18 protein-coding genes and 1 rRNA gene are annotated in these 22,604 nt (G+C 68.3%); 7 read left to right on the forward strand and 12 right to left on the reverse strand.

Annotated elements, in window-relative coordinates; translation table 11 throughout:
* Window positions 1-34: 34 nt before the first annotated feature.
* The gene (gene aspS / locus BLU09_RS32140; RefSeq protein WP_090494329.1) at window positions 35-1,855 is read right to left on the reverse strand and encodes an aspartate--tRNA ligase; all 1,821 of its coding nucleotides are present in this window, start codon (window positions 1,853-1,855) and stop codon (window positions 35-37) included.
* A gap of 237 nt (window positions 1,856-2,092) precedes the next feature.
* Here aspS and BLU09_RS32145 point away from each other — a divergent pair, with 237 nt between their 5' ends.
* From BLU09_RS32145 to BLU09_RS32155, 3 genes are all read left to right on the forward strand, one after another.
* Entirely contained in the window at window positions 2,093-3,382 is a 1,290-nt protein-coding gene (locus BLU09_RS32145) for a hypothetical protein (protein ID WP_090494331.1), read from the forward strand.
* Window positions 3,383-3,399: 17 nt separating this feature from the next.
* Window positions 3,400-4,158, forward strand: coding sequence for a hypothetical protein (locus BLU09_RS32150; protein ID WP_090494333.1), 759 nt, complete (start codon window positions 3,400-3,402; stop codon window positions 4,156-4,158).
* A 184-nt stretch (window positions 4,159-4,342) separates the two neighbouring features.
* Window positions 4,343-4,570 carry a YHS domain-containing protein gene (locus tag BLU09_RS32155; RefSeq protein WP_011554678.1) on the forward strand — a complete coding sequence of 76 codons (228 nt, stop codon included), beginning with the start codon at window positions 4,343-4,345 and terminating at the stop codon, window positions 4,568-4,570.
* Window positions 4,571-4,582: 12 nt separating this feature from the next.
* Here BLU09_RS32155 and recJ read toward each other — a convergent pair whose 3' ends face one another.
* Window positions 4,583-6,295, reverse strand: a complete 1,713-nt coding sequence (gene recJ, locus BLU09_RS32160; protein ID WP_090494335.1) for a single-stranded-DNA-specific exonuclease RecJ — start codon at window positions 6,293-6,295, stop codon at window positions 4,583-4,585.
* Between the two features lie 226 nt (window positions 6,296-6,521).
* Here recJ and BLU09_RS32165 point away from each other — a divergent pair, with 226 nt between their 5' ends.
* Window positions 6,522-7,124 (forward strand): hypothetical protein, encoded by a 603-nt coding sequence (locus BLU09_RS32165; RefSeq protein ID WP_186817831.1) that lies wholly within the window; start codon window positions 6,522-6,524, stop codon window positions 7,122-7,124.
* Window positions 7,125-7,238: 114 nt separating this feature from the next.
* Here the strand turns inward: BLU09_RS32165 and secF are convergent, their stop codons facing one another.
* From secF to BLU09_RS32195, 6 genes are all read right to left on the reverse strand, one after another.
* A complete protein-coding gene (gene secF / locus BLU09_RS32170) occupies window positions 7,239-8,417 on the reverse strand; it encodes a protein translocase subunit SecF (protein ID WP_090494339.1) in 1,179 nt (392 codons plus the stop codon).
* Window positions 8,418-8,440: 23 nt separating this feature from the next.
* On the reverse strand, window positions 8,441-10,213 hold the full coding sequence (gene secD / locus BLU09_RS32175; RefSeq protein WP_090494342.1) for a protein translocase subunit SecD: 1,773 nt from the start codon (window positions 10,211-10,213) through the stop codon (window positions 8,441-8,443).
* Complete coding sequence (gene yajC / locus BLU09_RS32180; RefSeq protein WP_090494344.1) at window positions 10,213-10,569, reverse strand: preprotein translocase subunit YajC; 357 nt, start codon at window positions 10,567-10,569, stop codon at window positions 10,213-10,215. Before yajC ends, secD begins: the two co-directional genes overlap by 1 nt.
* Before the next feature lie 142 nt (window positions 10,570-10,711).
* Window positions 10,712-11,911 (reverse strand): tRNA guanosine(34) transglycosylase Tgt, encoded by a 1,200-nt coding sequence (gene tgt / locus BLU09_RS32185; protein ID WP_090494346.1) that lies wholly within the window; start codon window positions 11,909-11,911, stop codon window positions 10,712-10,714.
* Between the two features lie 5 nt (window positions 11,912-11,916).
* Window positions 11,917-13,005 carry a tRNA preQ1(34) S-adenosylmethionine ribosyltransferase-isomerase QueA gene (queA, locus tag BLU09_RS32190; protein ID WP_186817830.1) on the reverse strand — a complete coding sequence of 363 codons (1,089 nt, stop codon included), beginning with the start codon at window positions 13,003-13,005 and terminating at the stop codon, window positions 11,917-11,919.
* Between the two features lie 61 nt (window positions 13,006-13,066).
* Complete coding sequence (locus BLU09_RS32195; RefSeq protein ID WP_090494350.1) at window positions 13,067-14,170, reverse strand: SpoIID/LytB domain-containing protein; 1,104 nt, start codon at window positions 14,168-14,170, stop codon at window positions 13,067-13,069.
* Between the two features lie 72 nt (window positions 14,171-14,242).
* Here BLU09_RS32195 and BLU09_RS32200 point away from each other — a divergent pair, with 72 nt between their 5' ends.
* The 3 genes from BLU09_RS32200 (at window position 14,243) to BLU09_RS32210 (ending at window position 15,760) form a co-directional block, all read left to right on the forward strand.
* A complete protein-coding gene (locus BLU09_RS32200) occupies window positions 14,243-14,731 on the forward strand; it encodes a hypothetical protein (protein ID WP_244172204.1) in 489 nt (162 codons plus the stop codon).
* Between the two features lie 122 nt (window positions 14,732-14,853).
* The gene (locus BLU09_RS32205; protein ID WP_244172205.1) at window positions 14,854-15,177 is read left to right on the forward strand and encodes a hypothetical protein; all 324 of its coding nucleotides are present in this window, start codon (window positions 14,854-14,856) and stop codon (window positions 15,175-15,177) included.
* A gap of 82 nt (window positions 15,178-15,259) precedes the next feature.
* Window positions 15,260-15,760: a hypothetical protein gene (locus BLU09_RS32210; protein WP_090494356.1), complete on the forward strand. Its 501-nt coding sequence runs from the start codon at window positions 15,260-15,262 to the stop codon at window positions 15,758-15,760.
* Window positions 15,761-15,812: 52 nt separating this feature from the next.
* On the opposite strand, the gene BLU09_RS32215 is transcribed toward BLU09_RS32210, so the two are convergent.
* From BLU09_RS32215 to rrf, 4 genes are all read right to left on the reverse strand, one after another.
* Complete coding sequence (locus BLU09_RS32215; RefSeq protein WP_090494357.1) at window positions 15,813-17,057, reverse strand: KamA family radical SAM protein; 1,245 nt, start codon at window positions 17,055-17,057, stop codon at window positions 15,813-15,815.
* A complete protein-coding gene (locus tag BLU09_RS32220) occupies window positions 17,057-18,427 on the reverse strand; it encodes a KamA family radical SAM protein (protein WP_090494359.1) in 1,371 nt (456 codons plus the stop codon). The genes BLU09_RS32215 and BLU09_RS32220 overlap by 1 nt, the downstream gene beginning before the upstream one ends.
* 97 nt (window positions 18,428-18,524) lie before the next feature.
* Window positions 18,525-21,368, reverse strand: a complete 2,844-nt coding sequence (locus BLU09_RS32225; protein ID WP_090494361.1) for a serine/threonine protein kinase — start codon at window positions 21,366-21,368, stop codon at window positions 18,525-18,527.
* A gap of 965 nt (window positions 21,369-22,333) precedes the next feature.
* Window positions 22,334-22,450: ribosomal RNA gene (rrf, locus tag BLU09_RS32230) — 5S ribosomal RNA — on the reverse strand.
* Window positions 22,451-22,604: the final 154 nt, after the last annotated feature.

Consider the following 22,604-nt stretch of genomic DNA (forward strand, 5'->3'; position numbering starts at 1 on the left):
GGGACCGCGCGAGCGAGGGCTCGCGTCTGACGGACTAGGCCTTGGGCGCCACGGGCACCGGCCGCACGTGAATCTCACGCAGCTGCCGGTCATCCACGTCGCCGGGGGCGCCCGTCATCAGGTCGGTGCCCGTCTTCGACTTCGGGAACGGAATCACGTCGCGCAGGGACTCGGCGCCCGTGAGCAGCATGGCCAGCCGGTCCATGCCCAGCGCGATGCCGCCGTGCGGCGGAGCACCGAACTTCAGCGCGTCCAGCAGGAAGCCGAACTTGGCGCGCGCGTCCTCGTCGCTGATGCCCAGCGCCTTGAACACCTCCGCCTGCACCTTCGGGTCATGAAGACGGATGGAGCCGCCGCCAATCTCGAAGCCGTTGAGCACCACGTCGTAGCGGTGGCACTTCACCCGGCCCGGGTCCGTGAGCAGGTAGGCCACGTCCTCGTCGTGCGGGCGCGTGAAGGCGTGGTGCGCCGCCGCCCAGGTGTTCGTCTCGTCGTCGTACTCGAACAGCGGCGGGTTCACGACCCACAGGAACTTCCACTGGCCGCCGCTGCCGTACTCCGGAATCAGGCCCAGCTTCTTGGCCACGTGCACGCGCAGGTTGGCCATCACCGTGTGGACCAGCGCCTCCTTGCCGAACTGGAACAGGAGGAGGTCGCCCGTCTTCGCGCCCACGGCCTGGTTGATGGCCTGCCGCAGCGCGGGGCTGATCGTCTTGGACAGCGGGGACTGCGTCCACTCGCCGCCCTCCGCCACCTTCGCGCGGGCCAGGCCCTTGGCGCCCGCCTGCTTGGCGAACTCCTCCAGCTTGTCGCTCTCCGCGCGGCTCATCGCCTTCTCGGCGGGGACGACCATGGCCTTGACGATGCCCTTGTTCTGCACCGCCTCCCAAATCATCGGGACGCCGCCGCCCTCGCCGTGCTCGCGAATCAGGTCGGTGAGAACCACGTGCTCCAGCCCGAAGCGCAGGTCCGGCTTGTCGTTGCCGTACTTCGCCATGGACTCATAGAAGTCCATCCGCATGAAGGGCGTGGGGATGTCGATGCCCAGCACCTCGCCCCACAGCTTCTTCAGCAGGCCCTCAATCATCGTGAAGATGTCGTCCTGGGTGACGAAGCTCATCTCCACGTCGATCTGCGTGAACTCCGGCTGCCGGTCCACGCGCAGGTCCTCGTCGCGGAAGCACTTGACGATCTGGAAGTACCGGTCGAAGCCCGCCACCATGAACAGCTGCTTGTAGAGCTGCGGGCTCTCCGCCAGCGCGTAGAACTTGCCCGCGTTGAGGCGGCTGGGGACCAGGAAGTTGCGCGCGCCGCCCGGCGTGTACTTGCCCATGAAGGGCGTCTCCAGCTCCAGGAACCCGTTGTCCACCATGTACGAGCGCGTCAGCGCGTTCATCTTCGAGCGCGTCATCAGCGAGTGCTGGAGCGGCGCGCGGCGCAGGTCCAGGAAGCGGTGGGCCAGGCGCTTCTCCTCGGACGTGTCGATGCTGTCCTCGACGGGGAACGGCGTCGGCTCCGAACGGTTGAAGATGGTGAGGTCGCTGGCCCGGACCTCGATTTCACCCGTCTTCATCTTCGGGTTCACGTTCTTCCCGCGCGAGACGACCTTGCCGCGCACGCCCACGCAGTACTCCAGCCGGAGGCTGCCGGCGAGCGCGTGCGCCTCCGCGTGGTCCGGCTCGAACACCACCTGCGTGAGGCCATCCCGATCTCGCAGGTCGATGAACACCGCGCCGCCGTGGTCCCGGCGGTTGTGCACCCAGCCGAAGAGGACGACTTCCTCGCCGACGTTGGTCGCGGTGAGCTGACCGCAAGTGTGGGTACGCTTGACCTCGGAGATGAACGGGACTGCCATGGCACCGCCTGCTGGATTCGAAGGGGGGAGAAGGCGAAGCACCATACGGATCGCGGAAACGACGCGTCAAGGAGTCCGAGCGCCCCGGGTCCGTCTCAAACCGTCGGAATCAGTGCGGATTCCGGGTTCCAAGGCCGCCCGCGGGCCCCAGGCGCACCGGCCGGCCGGCCGCCGTGCTCGCGAATGTGACGGCCGGGGGGAATACACGTTCCGGGCGGTCCGGAGTAAAACGGCGCCATGCTCCGAACAGTCATCGCCTCGACCGCCGCGCTCGGACTGGCCGCCGGCTGTGCGCCCGATTCGACCGCGCCCGTCAAGGTCAGTGCCCTGGTGCTCTCCAGCAATGGCCAGTACGTCCCCCAGGAGGTGGAGCTGAAGACCATCTCCGACATCGTCGGCCTCAAGGGCACGGTGGCCGACCTCCAGGGAGGCGCGCGCATCGTCATCGACTCCCAGGACCCGGACCTGAACAACGCCACCACGCCGGAGGGCTACGCCAACGCGCTGCTCAAGAACGCCGGCCGTGACGTCAGCGCCAACTACATCTCCCAGGGCGGCGTCCTCTGGCCGGCGGACTTCCACACCTGGAACATGGTGACGGCGTACTACAGCATGGAGCGCGCCTACGATTACTTCCGCGTCGTGGGCAACATCCCCGCTGCGGACTTCAAGGACCCCGTCACCACGTACTACTTCCCGGAGTTCGTGCTCGCGGACGTGGACAAGGACCCGATGAGCGACAACGCCATGTACTTCTCCGTGCTGGAGTCGTTCCTGGTGCTGCCCTTCGACAAGCTCCAGCGCGCCCCGCTGGCCATCAACGCCGGCGTCATCGCCCACGAATACGCGCACCGCGTCTTCAACCTGAAGGCCTACAACGGCCAGCAGTTCCCGGAGGCGCTCACGCTGTGGCAGCAAGCCGGCGCCAGCCCGGGCGCCAACATCCTCAAGTCCTTCGACGAGGGGCTCGCGGACTACCACGCGTACGGCGCCACCTGCCAGACGACCCAGGGCGGCAAGGGCTGTGACACGCGCTTCTTCTCCACGTCCTTCCACGGCAACCTGTACGGGCAAGTCACCGAGGACCGGGACCTGGCCCGCGTGGACCGCTGCATGGACGCGTCCCTGCTGAACCAGCTGTACAACCAGAACCTGAGCGCGTTCAGCGGCAACGAGTACCGGGTGGGCACGCTGCTCGCCAGCGCGCTCTACCAGGCCGGCGAGGCCACCGGTCAGCGCGACGTGCTGCTGCGCGCCATCGTCGCCTCATACAACGACGAGAGCACGACGACGCCCGGCCTCTACCAGCTGGCGCGCGCCACGCTGGCGGACCAGTCCCGCTTCACCCTGGCCGTGGCCGCCAGCGCCATCATCACCCACATCACCGACCTGCGCCTGAAGGAGGCCGTCTGCAACGAGCTGATGGACCACCTCCAGATTCCGCGTGAGCAGCTCGTCGGCAACGACCCCAACATGTGCCCGCCCAGCACCGCGGGTGGCACCACCTGCCCCCGCCTGGACCTGTGAGCATGAGGACTGCTTCCGTGAAGACGTGGCTCTTGCGTTGCGCCCTGGGCAGCCTCGCCCTGTCCGCCCCCGCCCTGGCCCAGGACGAGGACGACCCCTACGCCTACCCGGACGAGGAGCCCGCCAACGACGCCTCCGACTCCTATGACGGCGTCCGCCCCAAGGTGGACGAGGCGGACGACTTCCGCCGCGTCTCCGAGCAGGAGTACGACGACGGCGAGGACGGCTTCAAACCCCTCTCCGGGCTCGACGACCCGAACCTGGGCGTGGCCATGGAGTTCATCACCGGCGCCCTCTTCCTGGACAGCCCGCGCGGCCGGGCCGCGGAGACGCGCCTGGGCCTGGGCGTGCGCGCCACGTGGGAGTACGGCCGCATCCTCGACAACGAGTCGCTTCGCGAGGCCCTCTGGGCCGACGTGCGCTGGACGTTCGGCGGCACCAGCGACGGCACCGACTTCATCCAGGGCAAGACGCACCTCCACTACTTCACCATTGCCCCGGCCTATGAGCTGAAGCTCGGCAAGTCCGACTTCGGCTTCTTCGCCCAGGCGGGTGGCGGCATCGCGTACACGACGTCGACCATCACCATCGACACGGTGGAGACGAAGGTGAGCGGCAGCAAGCCGCTGCTTCAGTACGGCGTGGGCTTCCGTGGCCGGCCCCGGCTGACCTCCTCCGGTAACTTCCGCCTCGCCTTCCGGCTGGAGGCCATGGGCTACCGCCGGGGCTACCACAACGACTTCTTCCTGGGCGGCAGCCTCGGCACTGCCTTCTGAAGTCGCCTTCACCGGCCGCTCGCCGCGCTGCATCCGGCGGGCGGCCATGAAGTTTTTTCCACCGCCTCCCCTCTTCGCCCGTGCCCCCTCCTTGCGACTTCAAGGAGTTGGGACTGGCACGCCGTGTGCTCCTATTTCCACCGGGATGGGAACCTGGGTTCCCCTGGGGGCTGGGAGGCGAGCGATGAAGAACGCGCAGGGACAGGGACAGCACTTGGACCCCGTATGTGGGAAGACCTTGGACACACCCGAGGGCCGTCCCACCGCCGAGTACAAGAAGCGCCGTTACTTCTTCTGCTCGGAGCGGTGCCGCCACGCCTTCGAAAGGCAGGCGGAGCGCTTCCGCTTCAACGAGCTGGCCCGCGTCGGCGCGCTGATGACGCCGGGCCGCGTCCGCTGGGGCATTGCCTGAGCGCCACGGCCGCTAGGCGGCCACGCGCAGGTCCTTGAGCCGCAGAGACAGCTTGCGCTGGCCTCGGAACGTGTCGAAGCCGGCCTGAAAGGCGAGGTCCACCGGGCCATCCACCAGCGTGGCCCGGTCCGCCATGTTGAAGCCGATGGCGTCCAGCTCCGGCGCGTCCGCCAGGGCCAGCTTGAGATGGCCGCTGCCCGTGCCGGACTTGGGCTGCAGCACGCGCGGGCGAGCCACTTGCCGGCGCAGCACCAGCACGGGCTCCGGATTGCCCTGCCCGAAGGGGCCCAGCCGCTGGAGCGACTCAACGGCGTGAGCGTCCAGCTCGTTGGGATTCACCACCGCGTCCACGCGGCACCGGGGGATGAGGTCCTCCGGCGTGAGGCGCTGGTAGGCAATCTTCTCAAAGGCCTCCCGGAAGGCGGGCAGCCGCTCTGCGTCGATGGTGAGCCCCGCGGCGTGCTTGTGGCCGCCGAAGCGCGTCAGCATCTCCGCGCAGCCACTGAGCGCGTCATGGAGGTGGAAGGCCTCGATGCTGCGCGCCGAGCCCTTCCCCACGCCGTCCTTCACCCCCACCATGACGGTGGGCCGGTAGAAGCGCTCCACCACGCGCGAGGCGACGATGCCGATGACGCCCGGGTGCCAGCCTTCGTCGTACAGCACCAGGCCTCGCGCGTCCTTCAGCGACTCCGCCTGGGCCAGCGCTTGCGTGAGGATGCTGCTCTCGATGCCCTGGCGCTCCGCGTTGGCCCTGTCCAACACCGCGGCCAGTGAGCGCGCCGTCTCCGGGGACTCCGAGCACAGCAGCTGAAGTCCCAGCGAGGCGTCATGCAGGCGGCCCGCCGCGTTGATGCGGGGCCCCAGGCGGAAGCCCACCTGACCGGCGGTGACGGAGGCGTCCGGGTCCATGCCCGCCACTTCCTTCAAGGCCCGCACGCCCGGCCGGCGGCCCGCGCTCAGCTCCTGGAGGCCATGCGTCACCAGGATGCGGTTGGCGCCGGTGAGCGGCACCACGTCCGCCACCGTGGCCAGCGCCACTAGGTCCATCATGGACCGGAGGTTGGGCTCCTTCCGGGTGGCGAAGAAGCCCTCGTCGCGCAGGCGCTTGCGGATGCCCATGCAGAAGTTGAAGGCCACGCCCGCGGCGCACAGCGCCTTCGTCGGGTACTCGCAGCCAGGCTGGTGCGGGTTGAGTACCGCCACCGCGGGCGGCAGCGTGGGCGGCACGGTGTGGTGGTCCACCACCAGCACGTCCAGGCCCAGTTCCTTGGCGCGGGTGATTTCCGCCACCGAGGTGATGCCGCAGTCCAGCGTCACCAGCACCCGCGTGCCCTCCGCGGCGATGCGCTCCACCGCGCCGACGTTGAGGCCGTAGCCTTCGTCCAGCCGGTGGGGGATGTACGTCGCGGGCGGCGCGCCCAGTTCCTTCATGAAGAGGTACAGCAGCGACGTGGAGCAGACGCCGTCCACGTCGTAGTCACCGTAGAGCGTCACCTTCTCCCGCGAACGAATCGCCCGGATGATGCGGTCCACGGCCCCCGGCATCCCCTTCATGCGGAACGGGTCCGGCAGGTCCGCCAACCGGTCCGACAGGAACGCCGACGCGGACTCCGGGGTGCGGTAGCCACGGTGCAGGAGCACCTTCGCCGCGAGCGGGTGCAGTGACAACTCCCCCGCCAGGGACGCCACTTCCTGCTCGACCACATCTGGAAGCAACCACCGCACGCTCGACACTCCTCCTCGCCTTCTCCGAGGGGAGTTGGCGGGATGAATTGGCTACGAAAGCGACAGTACCTCAGACGTCTGACCAGGACAGTCCAACCTTGAGCCCGACACTTCCCCTCCTGCACAGGTGTTCAGACAGGCGCACGCATGGTGGCCCGCTGGTTCACGCACGGTCGGTCGCCGGTGAGCAGGTTCAAACGCACACCCGAAAACAGTGAGGTCGAGCATGCATCCAAGAGGTATCCGGGCCGCCACGCTGGCCCTGGCATTCGCCACGCTGGGCACCGCGGGTTCGGCGGCCGCGCAGGAGCGGCGCGACGGCAAACGCGGTGACCTGAATGTGTTCCTCCGCGGTGGCGTGGGCGACTACACCGGAGGCCTGGGCGACCTGACGAGCACGGGCCCGGCCTGGGGCGTGACGCTCAACATCCAGCCCACGACCTTCCTCGGCTTCGAAGTGGGCTACGAGGGCTCACGCAACGGCCTCACCGACAGCCGCCTGCTGGAGCAGCCCTCGCTCGTCCGGCAGGGCGGCAGCGCGCTGGTGAAGGTGTCACCGCCCTTCCTCACCACCGTCCGGCCCTTCGTCGGCGCGGGCCTGGGCGTCTCGCACATGAATGTCCACGGCCCGGTGGAGGGCCTCTACCAGTCGGACACGATGCCGGAGGTCCCCCTGGCCGCGGGCGTGGAGTTCAACCGCGGCGCGCTCACGGCGGGCCTCCGGACCACGTACCGCGTCCTCCTCAACGAAGGCTGGGCGGACGGCGCCGTGGAGGACGCCAACGGCGGCCTGCTGGACGCCTCGCTCACGCTGGGCGCGCGCTTCTGACAGGCCCCCCCCTGAAACACCCAGGGCCCTGCTTCCCGTGAAGGAAGAGGGCCCTGTCGGTGTCCATCGCACGAGGCCTTCCTCAACGGAAGGAAGGCCTCGGGTGCGGGTGGCTCACGCCGCGTTCGGCTGCTGGTGGTCCACGTTGCCGCTGGCGCGCAGACGGGCTTCCTTCGCCGCGGCGCGCTCGTCCAGCCAGATGGTCAGCGGGCTGGCGATGTAGATGGTCGAGTACACACCGACCACGATGCCGACCAGCATCGCCATGGCGAAGTCGAAGATTTCGCCCACGCCGAAGATGAGCAGACCGATGAGCGACAGCGCCGTGGTGCCGGACGTGAGGATGGTGCGGCCCAGCGTGTCGTTGATGGCGATGTTGATGACCTCCGCGAAGGGCTTGCCCTTGAACTTGGCCATGTCCTCGCGGATGCGGTCGTAGATGACGATGGTGTCGTTGACGGAGTAGCCGACCACCGTCAGCAGCGCCGCGATGGCCGTCAGGTTGAACTCGCGCCGGCTCACCAGGTAGTAGCCCGCCACCATGATGACGTCGTGGACCATGGCCACGAGCGCGCCCGGACCGAACTTGAAGTCGAACCGGAACGCCACGTAGATGAGGATGGCGACCATCGAGTACAGCAGCGCCATGATGCCGCGGTTGCGCAGCTGCTTGCCCACCTGCGGACCGACGTAGTCCACGCGGCGCTGCTCGAAGTCCGGCTTCTCCAGTCCGGCGTTGAGCGCGGCGAACACGCGGTCCGCCATGCCGCTGGCCACCACCTGGTAGTCGTAGCCCGTGCCGCCCTGGGCCTCGCCCAGGTCACGCACTTCCTGCACGCCGATGCCCGCCGACTCCACCGCCTTCTTGACGGTGTCGGAGTCCATGGGCTGCGCCGCGCGGAAGCGGATGATGCCGTTGGGCAGGTCCGAGTAGACGTTGCGCACGCCCCCCAGCGCCTCCAGGGCCTCCTTGCCCTTGGCACCGCTCTCCTCGTTGAGCTGCGTGACGCCGCCCATGCGGAGCAGGAAGGTGTTCTCCTCCGCCGCGCCGATGTTCTGCACGCTGACGTCCGGCAGGCCGCCCTTGTCCGCGCGCTCACGGACCTCCTCGGCGGTGATGGGGTGGTCGAACTTCACCTCCACCACCGTGCCACCCGCGAAGTCCACGCCGAAGTTGAAGCCGAAGGCGGCGATGCCGACGATGATCGCCAGGTTCAGCACCGTGGAGAGAAACAGCGCGGGCTTGCGCTTGCTGATGAAGTCGATGTTCGTCTTGTTCTTGAAGATCTGCATGACGGTTCCCGGACTCCGGCCGGTCAGACGGAGACGACCTTCGCGTTACGACCGTGGACGAAGTAGGTCATGATGACTCGCGTCACCGTGATGGACGTGAACAGCGACGCCAGCAGGCCGATGATGAGCGTGGTGGCGAAGCCTCGCACCGGTCCGGTTCCCGTGAAGAACAGGATGAAGGCGGAGATGAGCGCCGTCACGTGCGAGTCGAAGATGGTCCAGAAGGCCCGGTCGTAGCCCTGGTCCACCGCCGCGCGGGCCGACTTGCCGTGCCCCAGCTCCTCGCGGATGCGCTCGTTGATGAGCACGTTGGCATCCACCGCCACACCCAGCGTCAGCACGAAGCCGGCGATGCCCGGCAGCGTCAGCGTGGCGTTGAAGAAGGCCAGTCCCGCCAGGATGAGCAGGCCGTTGAGCACCAGCGCGAGGTCCGCGATGAGGCCGGAGGCCTTGTAGTAGAGGGCCATGAAGAGGATGACCAGGCCCAGGCCCAGCACCGCCGCCAGGCCACCCTTCCGGATGAGCTCGTCACCCAGGCTGGCGCCCACCTGACGAATCTCGCCCACCGTCACAGGGGCGGGCAGCGCGCCGGCCTTGAGCACCAGCGCCAGCGTCTGGGCCTCGCCCAGCCACTCCTCGAAGGTGCGGCCACCCATGCGGCCCATGGTGATGCGGGCCGAACCGCCGCTGATCTTCTCGTTGATGTTCGGCGCCGTCTGGACGTTCTCGTCCAGCACGATGGCCATGCGGCGGCCCACACCCTGCTCGGTCAGCCGCTCGAACTCGCGCGCGCCCGCGGGGTCGAAGGAGATGTTCACCTCCGGCTCGTTGAGCTGGCTGATGTTCGCGTCCGCGCTCGCCAGGCTCTCGCCGGTCAGCGGCACGTTCTTGTCCAGCAGGTAGGAGCGGTACGAGGTGCACTCGTTCTTCTTCACCGGGTTGGCGATGCACTCGGTGAGCACCACCCGGTTCTCCGGCACCTTGTCCTTCGTGTACTCGGTGATGGCCTCACGCGTGGGGGCCTGGAGCTGCGGGAAGCCGCCCTCCGTCGTCAGCGTGATGTCGCTGCCAGCCGGCGGCGGGGTGGCCTGGAGCAGCTGCGCGAAGAACTGCGGGTTGGAGTCATCCACCATCCGGAACTCGAGCTGCGCGGTGGTCCCCACCAGCTCCTTCGCCTGCTCCGGGTTGCTGCGGCCCGGCAGCGAAATCTGGATGGAGTCGGCGCCCAGCTTGCGCACGTCCACTTCCGCCACGCCCCACTTGTCGATGCGGCGGCGGATGACGAGCATCGCCTGGTCCACCGCTTCCGTCCGGAAGACGTTGGCCTGGCTCTCGTCCTGCACCAGCGTCAGCGAGGCGCCGCTGCGGCTGACTTCCTTGAAGTCGGTGAAGGTGGCCAGGACCTCCTTCTGGATGGCGTCCATGGTCCCCGGGTCCTTCGCCGTCAGGGTGACCTCGAGCTTCTCCGGGTCCGTGTCCGCCGCCACCTCGCCCAGCTTCTTGTCATTGACGTAGTTGACAATCTGCTGCGCGCGGCGCTCGGTCCGCTTCTGGAGCGCCGTCTTGGTGTCCACCCGCATCACCATGTGGATGCCGCCCTGGAGGTCCAGCCCCAGGTTCAGGCGGTACTTCGCGGGAGGCGCCCAGCTGGGCATCCGCTCCTCGAGCACGGCCAGGTTGTTGCGCTGGTCCCGGTCGAGAACGACGAGCGAGTAATAGGTCGGGATGAGGAACCAGATGCTGCCCAGCGTCACCGCGACGATGAGTCCGAACTTCCACCACCAGCCGCGGTCCATCACTTCTCCTCCTTCTTCTCTCCGGCCGCCGTCGCGGGGGCCGCGGGCGTGCCTTCCGCCACCGCGCCCTTGGCGCTGATGGCCGTCTTGAGCACGCGGATGCGCACGCCGCTGGAGACCTCCAGCGTCACGGTGCGCTCATCCACGAGGTGGATCTTCCCGAGGATGCCCCCGGAAGTGACGACCTCATCACCCTTCTTCAGCGCGGAGAGGAGCGCACGGTGCTCCTTCAACTGCTTCTGCTGCGGGCGGATCATCACGAAGTACATGATGCCCACCAGGATGACCAGGAAGCCCAGGGTGCCCAGGGGATTGCCACCACCGGCCTGCGCCAGAATCAGAAAGCTCTCAGCCACACACTGCCTCGTCGGTTGAGGAAAGCTTGGGATGGAAGGCCCCCGATTTTGTTCGAGGAAACCATCCGAAAGGGGGCCCTCTTAGCAAGGGGGGCCCATGTGAGCAAGTGAACGCGGGAAGCCGGGCAATCCATCCGCCCGGTCAGCGACCGCGGGTCCGTTCGGCCTCCTGCGCCTTGGCACGGGCACGGAATTCCCGGGCAAAAGTGGCGAACCGGTCCTCTGCCACCGCGCGCCGGACTTCTGCCATCAGTCCCAGGAAGTAGTGGAGGTTGTGAATCGTGTTGAGCCGCATGGCCAACAGTTCCTGGGCGGCGAAGAGGTGCCGGAGATAGGCCCTGCTGAAATTGCGGCAGGTGTAGCAGGAGCACGCCGGATCCACCGGCCGGTTGTCCCTGGCGTAGGCCGCGTTCCGGATGACGACCTTGCCCTCCGAGGTGAAGAGCAGGCCGTTGCGCGCGCACCGGGTGGGCAGGACACAGTCGAACATGTCCACCCCGTGCTCCACGCAGGTGACCAGGTCCACGGGCGTGCCCACGCCCATCAGGTAGCGCGGCTTGTCGCGGGGCAGCAGGGGCGCGGAGTAGGCCACGCCGTCATGCATGGCCTCCGGAGCCTCGCCCACGGAGTAGCCGCCCAGCGCGTAGCCGGGCAGGTCCACCGCGCACACCTCCTCAGCGTGGCGCTTGCGCAAATCCTCGTGCAGGCCGCCCTGGACGATGCCGAAGAGCGACGAGCGCTCCCGGCTCCAGGCCTTCACGCACCGGTGCAGCCAGCGGGTGGTGCGGGCCAGCGACGCCTCCAGGTAGGCCCTGTTCTCGGTGGAGGGCGGGCACTCGTCGAAGGCCATGATGACGTCGGCGCCCAGCGTCTCCTGGATGTCGATGGAGCGCTCGGGCGTGAGGAAGTGGCGCGCGCCGTCCAGGTGCGACTGGAAGGCGGCGCCCTCCTCGGTGATTTTGCGCTTCTCGGACAGGCTGAACACCTGGAACCCGCCGCTGTCGGTGAGCATGGGCCGGTTCCACGACACGAAGCGGTGCAGGCCGCCCATCTCCCCCACCAGCGCTTCGCCGGGGCGCAGCATCAGGTGGTAGGTGTTGCCGAGGATGATCTGCGCGTCCAGCGTGAGCAGGTCGTCCGGCCCCACGCCCTTGACGCTGCCCACGGTGCCCACGGGCATGAAGATGGGTGTCTCCACGGGGCCATGCGGCGTGTGCAGACGTCCCCGGCGGGCCTTCGTTCCCGACGCGTCCTCGTGAAGGAGCTCGAAGCGGACCATCCCCGGCTCCACGCGGGTGTCGCCCTTGCCACCTGACTGCTTCGCTTCCTGCTGCTCGCCCATGGCGTTCACTCCGACACCAGCATGGCGTCGCCGTAACTGAAGAATCGGTAGCCCGCGCGGACCGCCTCCGCGTAGGCCTCCAGCGTGCGCTCCCGTCCGAGCAGCGCGCTCACCAGCACCACCAGCGTCGAACGCGGCAGGTGGAAGTTGGTGAGCAGCAGGTCCACCTGGCGGAAGGCGAACCCGGGACGGATGAAGAGGGTCGTCTCGCCGGGGCCCGCGCGCAGCCGCCCCGTCTCCGGGTCGGTGGCGGACTCCAGGGTGCGCACCACGGTGGTCCCCACCGCCACCACGCGCCGGCCTTCCGCGCGCGCCGCGTTGATGGCCTTCGCGGTGGCCTCCGGAACGGTGTAGCGCTCCGGGTGCATGTGGTGCTTGTCCAGGTCGTCCTCACGCACCGGCAGGAAGGTGCCCGGCCCCACGTCCAGCGTCACCAGCGCCCGGTGCACGCCACGCGCATCCAGGGCGGCCAGGGACTCCTGGGTGAAGTGCAGGCCCGCGGTGGGCGCGGCCACGGCGCCGGAGGCGCGCGCGTACACGGTCTGGTAACGCTCCGCGTCCGCGGCGTCCGGCTCCCGGGTGATGTAGGGCGGGAGCGGCAGGCGGCCCGCCGCGTCCAACAGCGCGGCCAGCGAGGCGCCCGGGGGCGCGTGGAACCGCACGCGGTACTCCCCTCCTCCCAGCGCCTCCTGGATTTCGGCCTCCAGGCCGCTGGCGAACGTCACGCGCTGCCCGGGCTTGAGCCCCTTGGAGGCCTGCCCCAGACAGACCCAGTCGAGCGACTCAGGGGCCGCCCTGAGCGCCGCCGAGGTCAGCGTATTCTGGGCGGCCGGGCGCACGACGAGCAGCTCCACGCGGCCACCGGTGCCGGCCTTCTGGCCCAGCAGGCGCGCGGGGATGACGCGGGCGTCGTTGAGGACGAGCAAGTCCCCGGGGCGCAGGAGCTCCTGGAGGTCGGCGAACCGGCGGTGAGACCAGGTGCCGCTGGAGCGGCTGATGGTCATCAAGCGCGACGCGTCCCGCTCGGCCAGGGGAGCCTGGGCGATCTGGGATTCGGGCAGCGCGAAGTCGTAATCAGAGAGACGGGACGACACGGGGGTGGCGCTTGTAGCAGCCCCCACGCCGTCGCGGAAAGCGCGCCGGACGCGAGAGGCGTCAGTAGAGCTGCTGCAGCTCGGCCCCGGGGTAGTAGTGGGAGAGGATCTCCCGGTACTCCCGGCCTTTGTCGGCGAGCGCCTTGGCGCCCCACTGACACAGGCCCGCCCCGTGGCCATAGCCGCGACCGGTGAACACGTAACCGCGCTCGGTGCGTTCCACCTCGAAGTCCAGGCTCTTGAGCCGGGTGTAGCCAAGCTTGCGGCGCAGCTCCACGCCGTCCATGGAGGCGCCGTCCGCCAGGGTGACGCGCGTCACCCGGCGCGTCCTCGTGCGGGCCGCCACCTTGAGCCCCTGGGCCGGGTGGCGGAGCGCCGCCTTGATGTCCGCGTCGGAGAGCGTCGCCGTCCAGCGGCTGGCGGGAAGCCTTCCGCAGGGGCAATCGACGGGCTGGAGGTACGGCAGGTCGCGCTGCAAGGCATCGAGCCCCGACTCCGTCCGGCCGCCACAGGAGGCATGGAAGTACGCCTCGATGGGCGCCAGCTCGTACGTGAGCACCTGTCCCCGCGTGGCCTCGACGGCGGCCTTGGTGCGAGGGTCCTCGCGGTTGACGCCGCCATAGACTTGATGGAGCACGCTGCTGCCCAGGTGGAACGCGTTGCTGTAGGCATCCAGCTTCTTCTGGAGCGCATACGTCCGGGCGGCCACCGCCTGGGCCTTGAGGGCCTCCGGGGGGAACGACACGGGCATCTCGCTGCCCAGCACGGCGGCGAGGTAGTCCTCCAAGGGAATGACGTTGATGAGCTGCAGCCCACTGCGGTGCAGGCGCACCACCACATCGCCGCGGACCTGCGCCGCGCCCGCCTTGAGCGGCTCTGTGCCAGGCGCGGCCGAGGCCTCCGACATGCCAGCGCGGAAGCGGACGGAGTCGCCCTCCACGGGCGTGCCATTGACCTCGATGCGGCTCCCCTTGCGGCGGACGTTCGCCTGTCCCGAGGCGATGGGGGCGAACGTGGCCTCCTCGCTGTCGGGACCCGAGGCCAGCCCCCGGCCGCTGATGCGCACCTCGCTGCCCGCGTCCTCGATGGCGATGCGCAGGGTCTCCACGGCGAGCACGCCCGAAGGGACCAGCAGGAGCAGGATGAGTGCAACAGGTCGCAACATGACCCCGAAGTGTAGAGGCGTGGGTGCTCGCCTCAAGAAAACGTCCGGCGGATGGGAGAGGATGCCTCACCCGTGACGTCACCTTCGCGCCCTGCCATCCCCACGACCTTCATCACCGCCCTGCGCGAGCTGGAGCCCCGTCCCTCCGCGATGCTCACCCTCCGGTTGGTGGAGGGCCGCTCGCGGGAAGCCTGCGCGACGCACTACGGCATCCCCGCCCAAGCCTTCTCCGTGCTGCTGCTGAGGGCCGCCATCGCCCTGGCCCTGCACCGGGACGCCCCCGCCCGCGAGCCCGTCAGTGAGGACGAGGAAGCCGCCTGGGCACGGATGCTCGCGGACGCGCTCGAGCGCCAGGACGCGAAGTTCCCCGCCGCGCTGGCTCCGGTGGTGGAGACATGCCGAGAGCTCCAGACGCTGGCGCCCCAGGTCGCCACGGGCTTGGAAACGGCGGAGCGGGAGGCCCGCGCGTCGCCCCAGCGCCGCCGCGAGGAGTGGCTGCGGCGGCTCGCGGTGGCGGTGCTGCTGGCGATGACGGCCTGGCTGTACCTGTCGAAGCCCTGAGGCCCTTCGGCGCCCCGCCAACGTCCACCGGTGCACACCACGCCAGCCCAGCCCTGAGGGAACGACACCGCGGTCCGACGCCGCTGGACGCCAGGGTTCGCGGACACGTAAGGGACACGACCATGCGCGCCCTTCCACGGATGTTGCTGGCCTGCGTGCTGCTCACGGCCTGTGCGAAGCAGGTGGACGCCCGCGTCGCGGGCAACGACGACGCGGCCATCGACTCGCTGTCCCTGCGGCTCGAGGAGCTTCGGACGCGCGACGCCCTGGGCGACGCGACGTGCGCGGACCGGTGTTCGGTGGGAACGCAGACTTGCGAGCTGGCGGAGTCGCTGTGCGCGCTCGTGGAGCGCCATCCTGACCGGGACGACCTGCCGCCCCGCTGTGCCCAGGGACAGGAGCAATGCGCCACTGCCCGGAATGTCTGCGCGCGGTGCGAGCCCTGAGCGGCACGGCCCGGGTGCACAGAAGCAGGCTCCGTGTTTAGACTGCGACGGTTCCCGCTGTCCTGAACGAGGTCCTCCCGTCATGTCTCCCCGCTCTGCCCTGCTCCTGGTCGCCTCGTGGCTCGTCTTTCCTGGGCAGGCCCTTGCCGCCGACAGCACGGAGCTGACTCCGGAGAAGGTGGCGAAAATCCGCCGCGACGAGGCCCAGGCCCTGGCCGAGGTCAACGCGGAGTACGGCAACCGCAAGTCGTCGGAGATGAGCACCGCGGAGCGCCGGGAGGCCATCGACAAGCAGAAGGCCGCCTCGGCGTCGGTGCTGGAGAAGCACGGCGTGTCGGGCAAGGACTTCGCGCGTTACGAGGCGCGCATGTCGCCGGAGGACAACGCCCGCGCGAAGGCGGAGGACCAGCGGCTGGCGGAGGCCGCCAAGGCCGCGAAGCAGCCCGCGCCCGCGGCCGCCCCGGAAGAGGTCCACGTCCAGCAGGGCTTCAGCGACCAGGACCCGGTGGAGCTGGAGGCCATGGAGGGCGCGGAGCCATCCATCGACGTCGGCGTACCGAAGGACGCCGAACTGCCGCAGTAGGCCTCTTCTGAACGACCGACGCGCGATGGCGAACCCCCACCGCGCACGCGGCTCAGCCCTTGCGGTAGCCGTAGCGCGGGGCGCGCTCCTGCCACACGCCGTCATACGGGCAGGTGCAGTCCGTCTCCTCGGGTTCCGGATACGTGAAGCGCTCGCCCTTGTAGTTGCGGAACACCGTCTCCTGCGCGCCGTACTCGACGGCGTAATCGGGCTGGAGCGTCACCTTCCCACCGCCTCCCGGCAGGTCCACCGCGAGGTGCGGCACGGCGAGGCCAGTGGTGTAGCCCCGGAGCTGCTGGATGATTTCCAGCCCCTTGGCGATGGGCGTGCGCAGGTGCTCGCAGCCCTCGGCGACGTCCATCTGGTGCAGGTAGTACGGCCGCACGCGGCTGCGCAGCAGCAGGTGCGACAGCTCCTTGATGATGCGCGCGTCGGAGTTGAGCTGCCGCATCAGCACGGCCTGGTTCTCCACCGGCACGCCGTGGTCCACCAGCCGCTCACAGGCCTCGCGCGCCTCGGGCGTCACTTCCTTCGGATGATTGAAGTGCGTGACGACGAAGACGGGCGCGTAGCGCCGGAGCGTCTTCGCCAGGGCGTCGGTGACGCGCATGGGCAGACACACGGGGACCCGCGTGCCGATGCGAATCATCTCGACGTGGGGAATCTCGCTGAGCGGCGCGAGCAACTCCTCCAGCCGAGAGTCACTGAGCATGAACGGGTCCCCGCCGGAGATGAGGACGTCGCGCACCTCGGGATGGCGCCGGACATAGTCCACGCCCCGGCGGAGCTGTTCCTTGGAGAGCTCCGCCACCCCGCCCTGCGTGATGCGCCGCCGCGTGCAGTGACGGCAATAGACGGAGCACGTATCCAGCGCGAGGAAGAGCACCCGGTCCGGATACTTGTGGACGATGCACTCCTCCGGGCGCGTCTTGTCCTCACCCAGCGGATCCGCGAGCTCGCCCGGACGGACGCGCGCCTCGGCCCTCACCGGGATGGACTGCATGCGCACCGGGCAGAACGGATGCTCCGGGTCGATGAGGGACAGGTAGTACGGACTGATGCCGATGCGGAACAACGCGGACGTTTCCTGCACGCCCGCGCGCTCGTTGGAGGTCAGCGGCACGTACCGCTCCAACTGCTCCAGTCCTCGCACCGCATGCCGCTGCTGCCAACGCCAGTCCGCCCACTCCGCGTCCGTGGCGTTGGGAAACAGCCGTTTGCGCCCTTCGGCGCTGAGCGACGCGCGAGCGGCCGCCGGCTCCGGCGGGAGACCCGCCGGAAGCACTGAGGTATCCATTACGCCGCCTTCTGCTGCTCCCGCCACCAGGCCTGACCCGCCTCGGACAGCTGGTCGATGGGGTCGAAGTATTCGTACTTCCGGCTGAGCGCGTCCGCATCGTTCATTTCGATGCCGGTCCGATAGTTCTTGGTCCAGTACGAGATGCCGCGCTCGCGGTCATACTCCGCCACCTGGTGCACCCAGCGCTTCCCGACGAAGGGCACGTCACAGACGATGCGCGGCGTGGCGAAGCCCGGCATGTAGCCCATGATGTCGTGCTGCAGCTGCTGCGCCTGAGCCACCGACAGCCGCCAATGCTCGCTGTTGGGGATCATGTCGCACATGTAGAAGTAGTACGGCAGGATCTTCGCGTGGTCGAGCAGCGTGAAGCACAGGTCCAGCAGCGCCTGCGGGCTGTCATTCACACCGCGCAGCAGCACGCCCTGGTTGCGCACGTCACGGAAGCCCATGTCCAGCAGCTTGCGCACGGCCTTGCCCACCAGCGGGGTGAGCTGCTGCGCGTGATTGACGTGCGTGTGCAGCGCCAGGTCCACGCCGCGCTCGACGGCCTTCTTCGCCAGCCGGTCCAGCCCCTGGAGGACGGAGTCCTGGAGGAAGTGCTGCGGGATGGCCATCAGCCCCTTGCTGGCCAGGCGGATGTCCCGGATGTTCGGGATGTCCATCAGCGAGCTGACGAACGGCTCGAGCTGCTGGATGGGCAGGTTCGCGATGTCGCCACCCGACACCACCACGTCGCGCACCGTCGGCGTGCGACGCAGATAGTCGAGCATCTGCGCGTAGCGGTCCTTGGGCCCGATGCCAAACTTGTGTTTGCTGACCTGCGGCACGTCATTGCCCACCAGGTCCATGCGCGTGCAGTGACCACAGTACTGCGGGCAGGTCGGCAGCATCTCCGCCAGAACCTTGGTGGGATACCGGTGCGTCAAGCCCTCCACCACCCACATGTCCTGCTCGTGAAGGCTGTCACGGCTGGCCTTGGGATGGTTGGTCCACTCCGTGAGGCGGTCCGCGTAGGCCGGGAGCATGTAACGACGCACCGGGTCACACCACAGGTCCTCAAGGTTCATGGTGTTGAGCATCTGCGGAGGCACGAGCAGCGACATGGTCGCCCGCTCGCGCTGGTCGCGCTCCATGCTCTCAGCCAGGTCATCCGGGAGCAGAGCCCCCAGCGTTGCCTTGAGTTCCTTGAGGTTCTTGACGGTGTGCTTGCGCTGCCAGACGGAGTTCTCCCAGTCGGCGGCGGACACGTCCTTGAAGCCAGGAATCCGCCGCCAATCGGGCTCGATGAACTCCCGGCGGTGAGGATACGTAAAAGGCTGTTCAGCGGGGCCAGCCTCAGGCTTGGCCCGGATGGGCGTCGTTTGCATGGCGCATCACCTCTAAATTGCTCGCGGGCGAGGCGTCATAACGCGCCCATGCCCCACTTCGGTCAACAATCGAAGGGGGCATCGGATGCCCGCCTTCTCACTCGATGGGAACATTGACCAGCTTGGCTACATTGTCTTCCGTGATGTCGACCACCACGGGCTTGGTCGTCTTACCGTTGAGCTTGAACGAAATCTTCCGCTTGCCCACCGGTAGCATCAACGGACTGCCAAGTGTCACCGGTGTCTGGCGATTCGTCTTCTTCCCATCGACGTAGATGTCCGCGCCCGCCGGCTTTGTGCTGCAGGCGAACTTGCCCATCACCTTGGGGGCCCTCGGCGGCTTGGGGGCAGGTGGAGGCTTGGGCGCAGCCTGGGGCGGCGGCCGCACGTTGGCCACGGTGGGCTCGGGCTGCGGCTCCTTCGTCATCTCGAACGCGACTGTGACCTGCTGGCTGCTACCGTCGGCCTTGAACTCACCGGAGTACGGCTTGTAGCCCGCGAGCTTCGCGGTGAACGCGTAGGTCTTCCCCACCTCCAGGTTCGCCATGCGCGCGTCTGGAATCCGCCCCAGGCGCTCGCCATTCACGGCGATCTCCGCGCCGTCATCCCCCTTGAAGACAGCTGCGACCTGGACGGGCGCAGGAGCCGGGTCCGTGGCGGGAGGCGGCGTCTGCCCATTGTCGACAGGCGCGTTCTCAGGTGCCTCGTCGCCGCCCGGAGCCTCCGCGGGAGCGGCGGGCTCGGTGGTCCCCGCGGCAATGACGACGCCCGGGTTCGGCGGCGGTGCCACCGGCGGCTTGTTCTCGGGCGGCGGGGCCGCTTGCGGATCAGCTTCCAGCGGAAGCGAAACGACGATTCTGCTTCCGGCCACGACATCCACCGTCTTGGCCGCGCTCTGCTGACCCGGAGCGCTCGCGGTGACCCGGTACTGCCCTGCCGGGAGTGCCAGCAGCGTGTTGAGCTGGACCTCCTGGCCATTCAGCTGGATGCGCGCGGAAGGGTTGGACGGGGACACCATGAAGGTGACCTCGCCCGTGGACGGCCGGGTGGCCATCACCACGCCGACAACGAGCAACAGCACGATGGCCGCGGCGGCGGCGAACAGCACCGGCTTCGGCAGCGTCTTGAGGTTGAGCGCGGGCTTCCCCTTGGCGGGGACCTTCGTCTTCGCCTTCGCCTTCGCGGGCGCAGCGGCCTTCGCGGGCGCAGCGGCCTTCGCGGGAGGAGGCGCCTCCTCCGGGGGGAGGGGAACCGAGCCCGTCACCTCTTCCTCGGGCTCGTTCAGGTCATCGTGCGGGTAACCCTCGTCACCGTAGTCGTCCTGGGCGTCGTAGCCGGCGCCGCTGTCTTCCTCGGGCGGCTGCTCGTAGTCAGACGGATCCTCCTCGGGCTCGGGAGCGCGCTTTCCGCCCCGGCCGCGGCCCGCCACGGGTGCTGGCCTGCTGCCCGTCTCTTCGTCCAACGAGGGAGACGAGCCGCGCGAGCGCGTCGGCGGCGCGGACGGCGCGGGGCCGATCATCGTGGCGCCGGAGTAGGCCTCGCCTTCTTCGTTGCTGATGACGACCTGCGCCTTGGGGCCACTCTTGCCCTTGCGGGAGGACGTATCGGGCGCGGGGGCGCGCAAGGAGTTGTAGGAACCGGACGTCCCATGGTCCTGGATGGGGTTCTCCGTCCGGCCCGTGATGCTGTCGTCCACCACGACGCTGCTGTCGGCAACGCGGGTTTCGGGAGACATGAACGCATGCGAGGAGTCGACAATCTGCGTCTTGTCGCCCGCGCCGACGCCCATATCCTCGAGCTCCTCGGCAGTGGGAGGCGGGATGTAGTCCTGGACAGGCTGCGCCGGCGAGGTGGACGCACGGCCTGCGGGCGTTCCCGTCACCACCACGGCAGGAGGGGGCGCACGCCGCGCCGCCTGCCGGTTGAACCCGGGAGCCACCGTGATGCCCGAGGCCTCGATCTGGTCGGGGCGCTCGATACCGGCATAGCGCTCCATCTTCTCCGCCTCGCGGAGCATGTCCTCGGCGAACGCCTCCTTCATGTAACTGGAGAGGTGCTTGGACGAGTAGATGGCGTCACCGGCCAGGAGGAACCGCATCAGGTCCTCGGCCATGTCGGACGCCCACTGGTAGCGGTCCTCGGGTTCGCGAGTGAGCGCCTTGAGGACCACCTTCTCCAGCCCCTGCGGGATGCTCGGGTTGAACTCGCTGGGGAGCGGAACCTCCGCGTTGCGCACCTTCTCCAGGGTGGAGAAGTCCGACTCGCCGACGAAGAGCTTCTCGCCCGTGAGCATCTCGTACAGCAGCACGCCCACGGCGAAGATGTCGCTGCGCCGGTCGATGGGCATCCCCCGGACCTGCTCCGGGCTCATGTACCCGAACTTGCCCTTGAGGATGCCCGCCTGCGTCTTCTGCGAACGGTTCGCCGCCTTGGCGATACCGAAGTCGATGACCTTGACCTCACCCTCATAGGAAATGAGGATGTTCTGGGGCGACACGTCGCGGTGGATGATGTGGAGGTCCTGCCCGCGGGCGTCCTTCTTCCGATGCGCGTAGTCCAGGCCGTCGCAGATCTTGGAGGCGATGAACACCGCTTGGGCGGTGGGCATGATCTCCTTGCGACGCCGGTAGCGCTCCAACATGGTCCGGACGTCGCGTCCGGCGACGTACTCCATGGCGATGAAGTAGGTGTCGTCGTACTTCCCGAGTTCGTTGATGTGCACGACGTTGGCGTGGTTCAGCTGAACGCTGATCCGCGCCTCGTCGATGAACATCGTGATGAACTCTTCGTCCTCCGCCATCGTGGGGAGGATCTTCTTGATGGCCAGGATGCGCTCGAAGCCCTCGACGCCGAAGGCCTTCGCGATGAACACCTCCGCCATGCCGCCGACGTTGATGCGCTCGAGGAGCAGGTACTTCCCAAAGAGGGTCGGCTTCTTCATCTCGTGGAGCGGCCCGGCACCGGGAGGCGCGCACCGCGACAGGCGGTGCGCAGACCGGGCGGAAACCTGGACTCTAGTCGCAGCGCGGACGGCGAGTCAAACATGCACAGCAGCCTGAAACCCCAACGAATCCGGTAGCTTGAGCCCTCCGAGCACCATCCGGACCTCGCCACGGGAATGTCATGTTCCACGACGCGCGGCGGCAGGGGGGCAGAGGGGGGCTCAGAGGTCTGTTGGAGCGCGGTCGCAGGTAGGCGCATGTCGCCCGTATTAGCAGGTCGGAGCGCCCCCTGCCTGGGGCACCCAAGCGGAATGCTCCATGATCCGGCGCCAGCGGGACCGGGCGAACCTGCCACCTGGCTTCGCCGAACTCGAAGCACTACCGGTTGAGTTTTCACCGGGCCCACGAGGCGCCCCCATTTCCCGCGCGCGGCCAGCCCGGCCCCCGCTAGCGCATTTGCCACTGAGGACTCCGGCACCAGAGCCAAGGCCAAGGAGTGCACACGCGCCTCGCATTCCAAGCCCCCCAACGCAGGGGCGACGAATGGAGGACCGTCGACACTTCAGCGTCCCAAACGCCCTCCCGAGAAGCGCCGCACCTTCCTGAGCAGCCCTCGGCATTGGGCAGAGGGTGTGGCTGAGACTCATCAGGCGACCCCGGGCGCTACACGCCCAGGACCGAAGGGGGCACGGCTCCTTCAATGGCGGCGGCCCCCAATCCAAACCAGCGGGAGTGCAAGCCAGAGCGTCTGCTCGCTAGCGAAACTGCCGCGAATGTCGCCAAGCATCCGCGCGCACCAGTGCGCCCTCCCCTGGCCTTGGAGCTCGCAGGCGCGATGGCCGGTGTGCTCCGCGGAGGCACAAGACGCTTGCTCACCGCCCGAAGTTTGGGGCTCGCGCTGCACGACGCCCAAAACAGAAAACCCCCGGTGTCCACGAGGGACACCGGGGGTTTCTCAAAAAGAATCCGGCAGCGACCTACTCTCCCGCGCGGTTTCCCGCGAAGTACCATCGGCTCTGGAGGGCTTAACTTCCGTGTTCGGGATGGGAACGGGTGGGACCCCTCCGACATAGCCACCGGAAAACAAGCGACAGTGCATACAAAGGGTAAGTTTCAATTCATTGCTGAGCGAAGTCTCGCTGTGCGCAGTGTGAGTCTTCCAGGCGAGTGCCAAAAGCACTCGAGCCTCGGCCTTGGCCCCGAGTCCCTTACTCCCCTTGAGGGGGCATGCAAGA

Origin of the sequence: Myxococcus virescens, from assembly GCF_900101905.1 — a bacterium.
In the GTDB taxonomy this organism is placed as follows: domain Bacteria; phylum Myxococcota; class Myxococcia; order Myxococcales; family Myxococcaceae; genus Myxococcus; species Myxococcus virescens.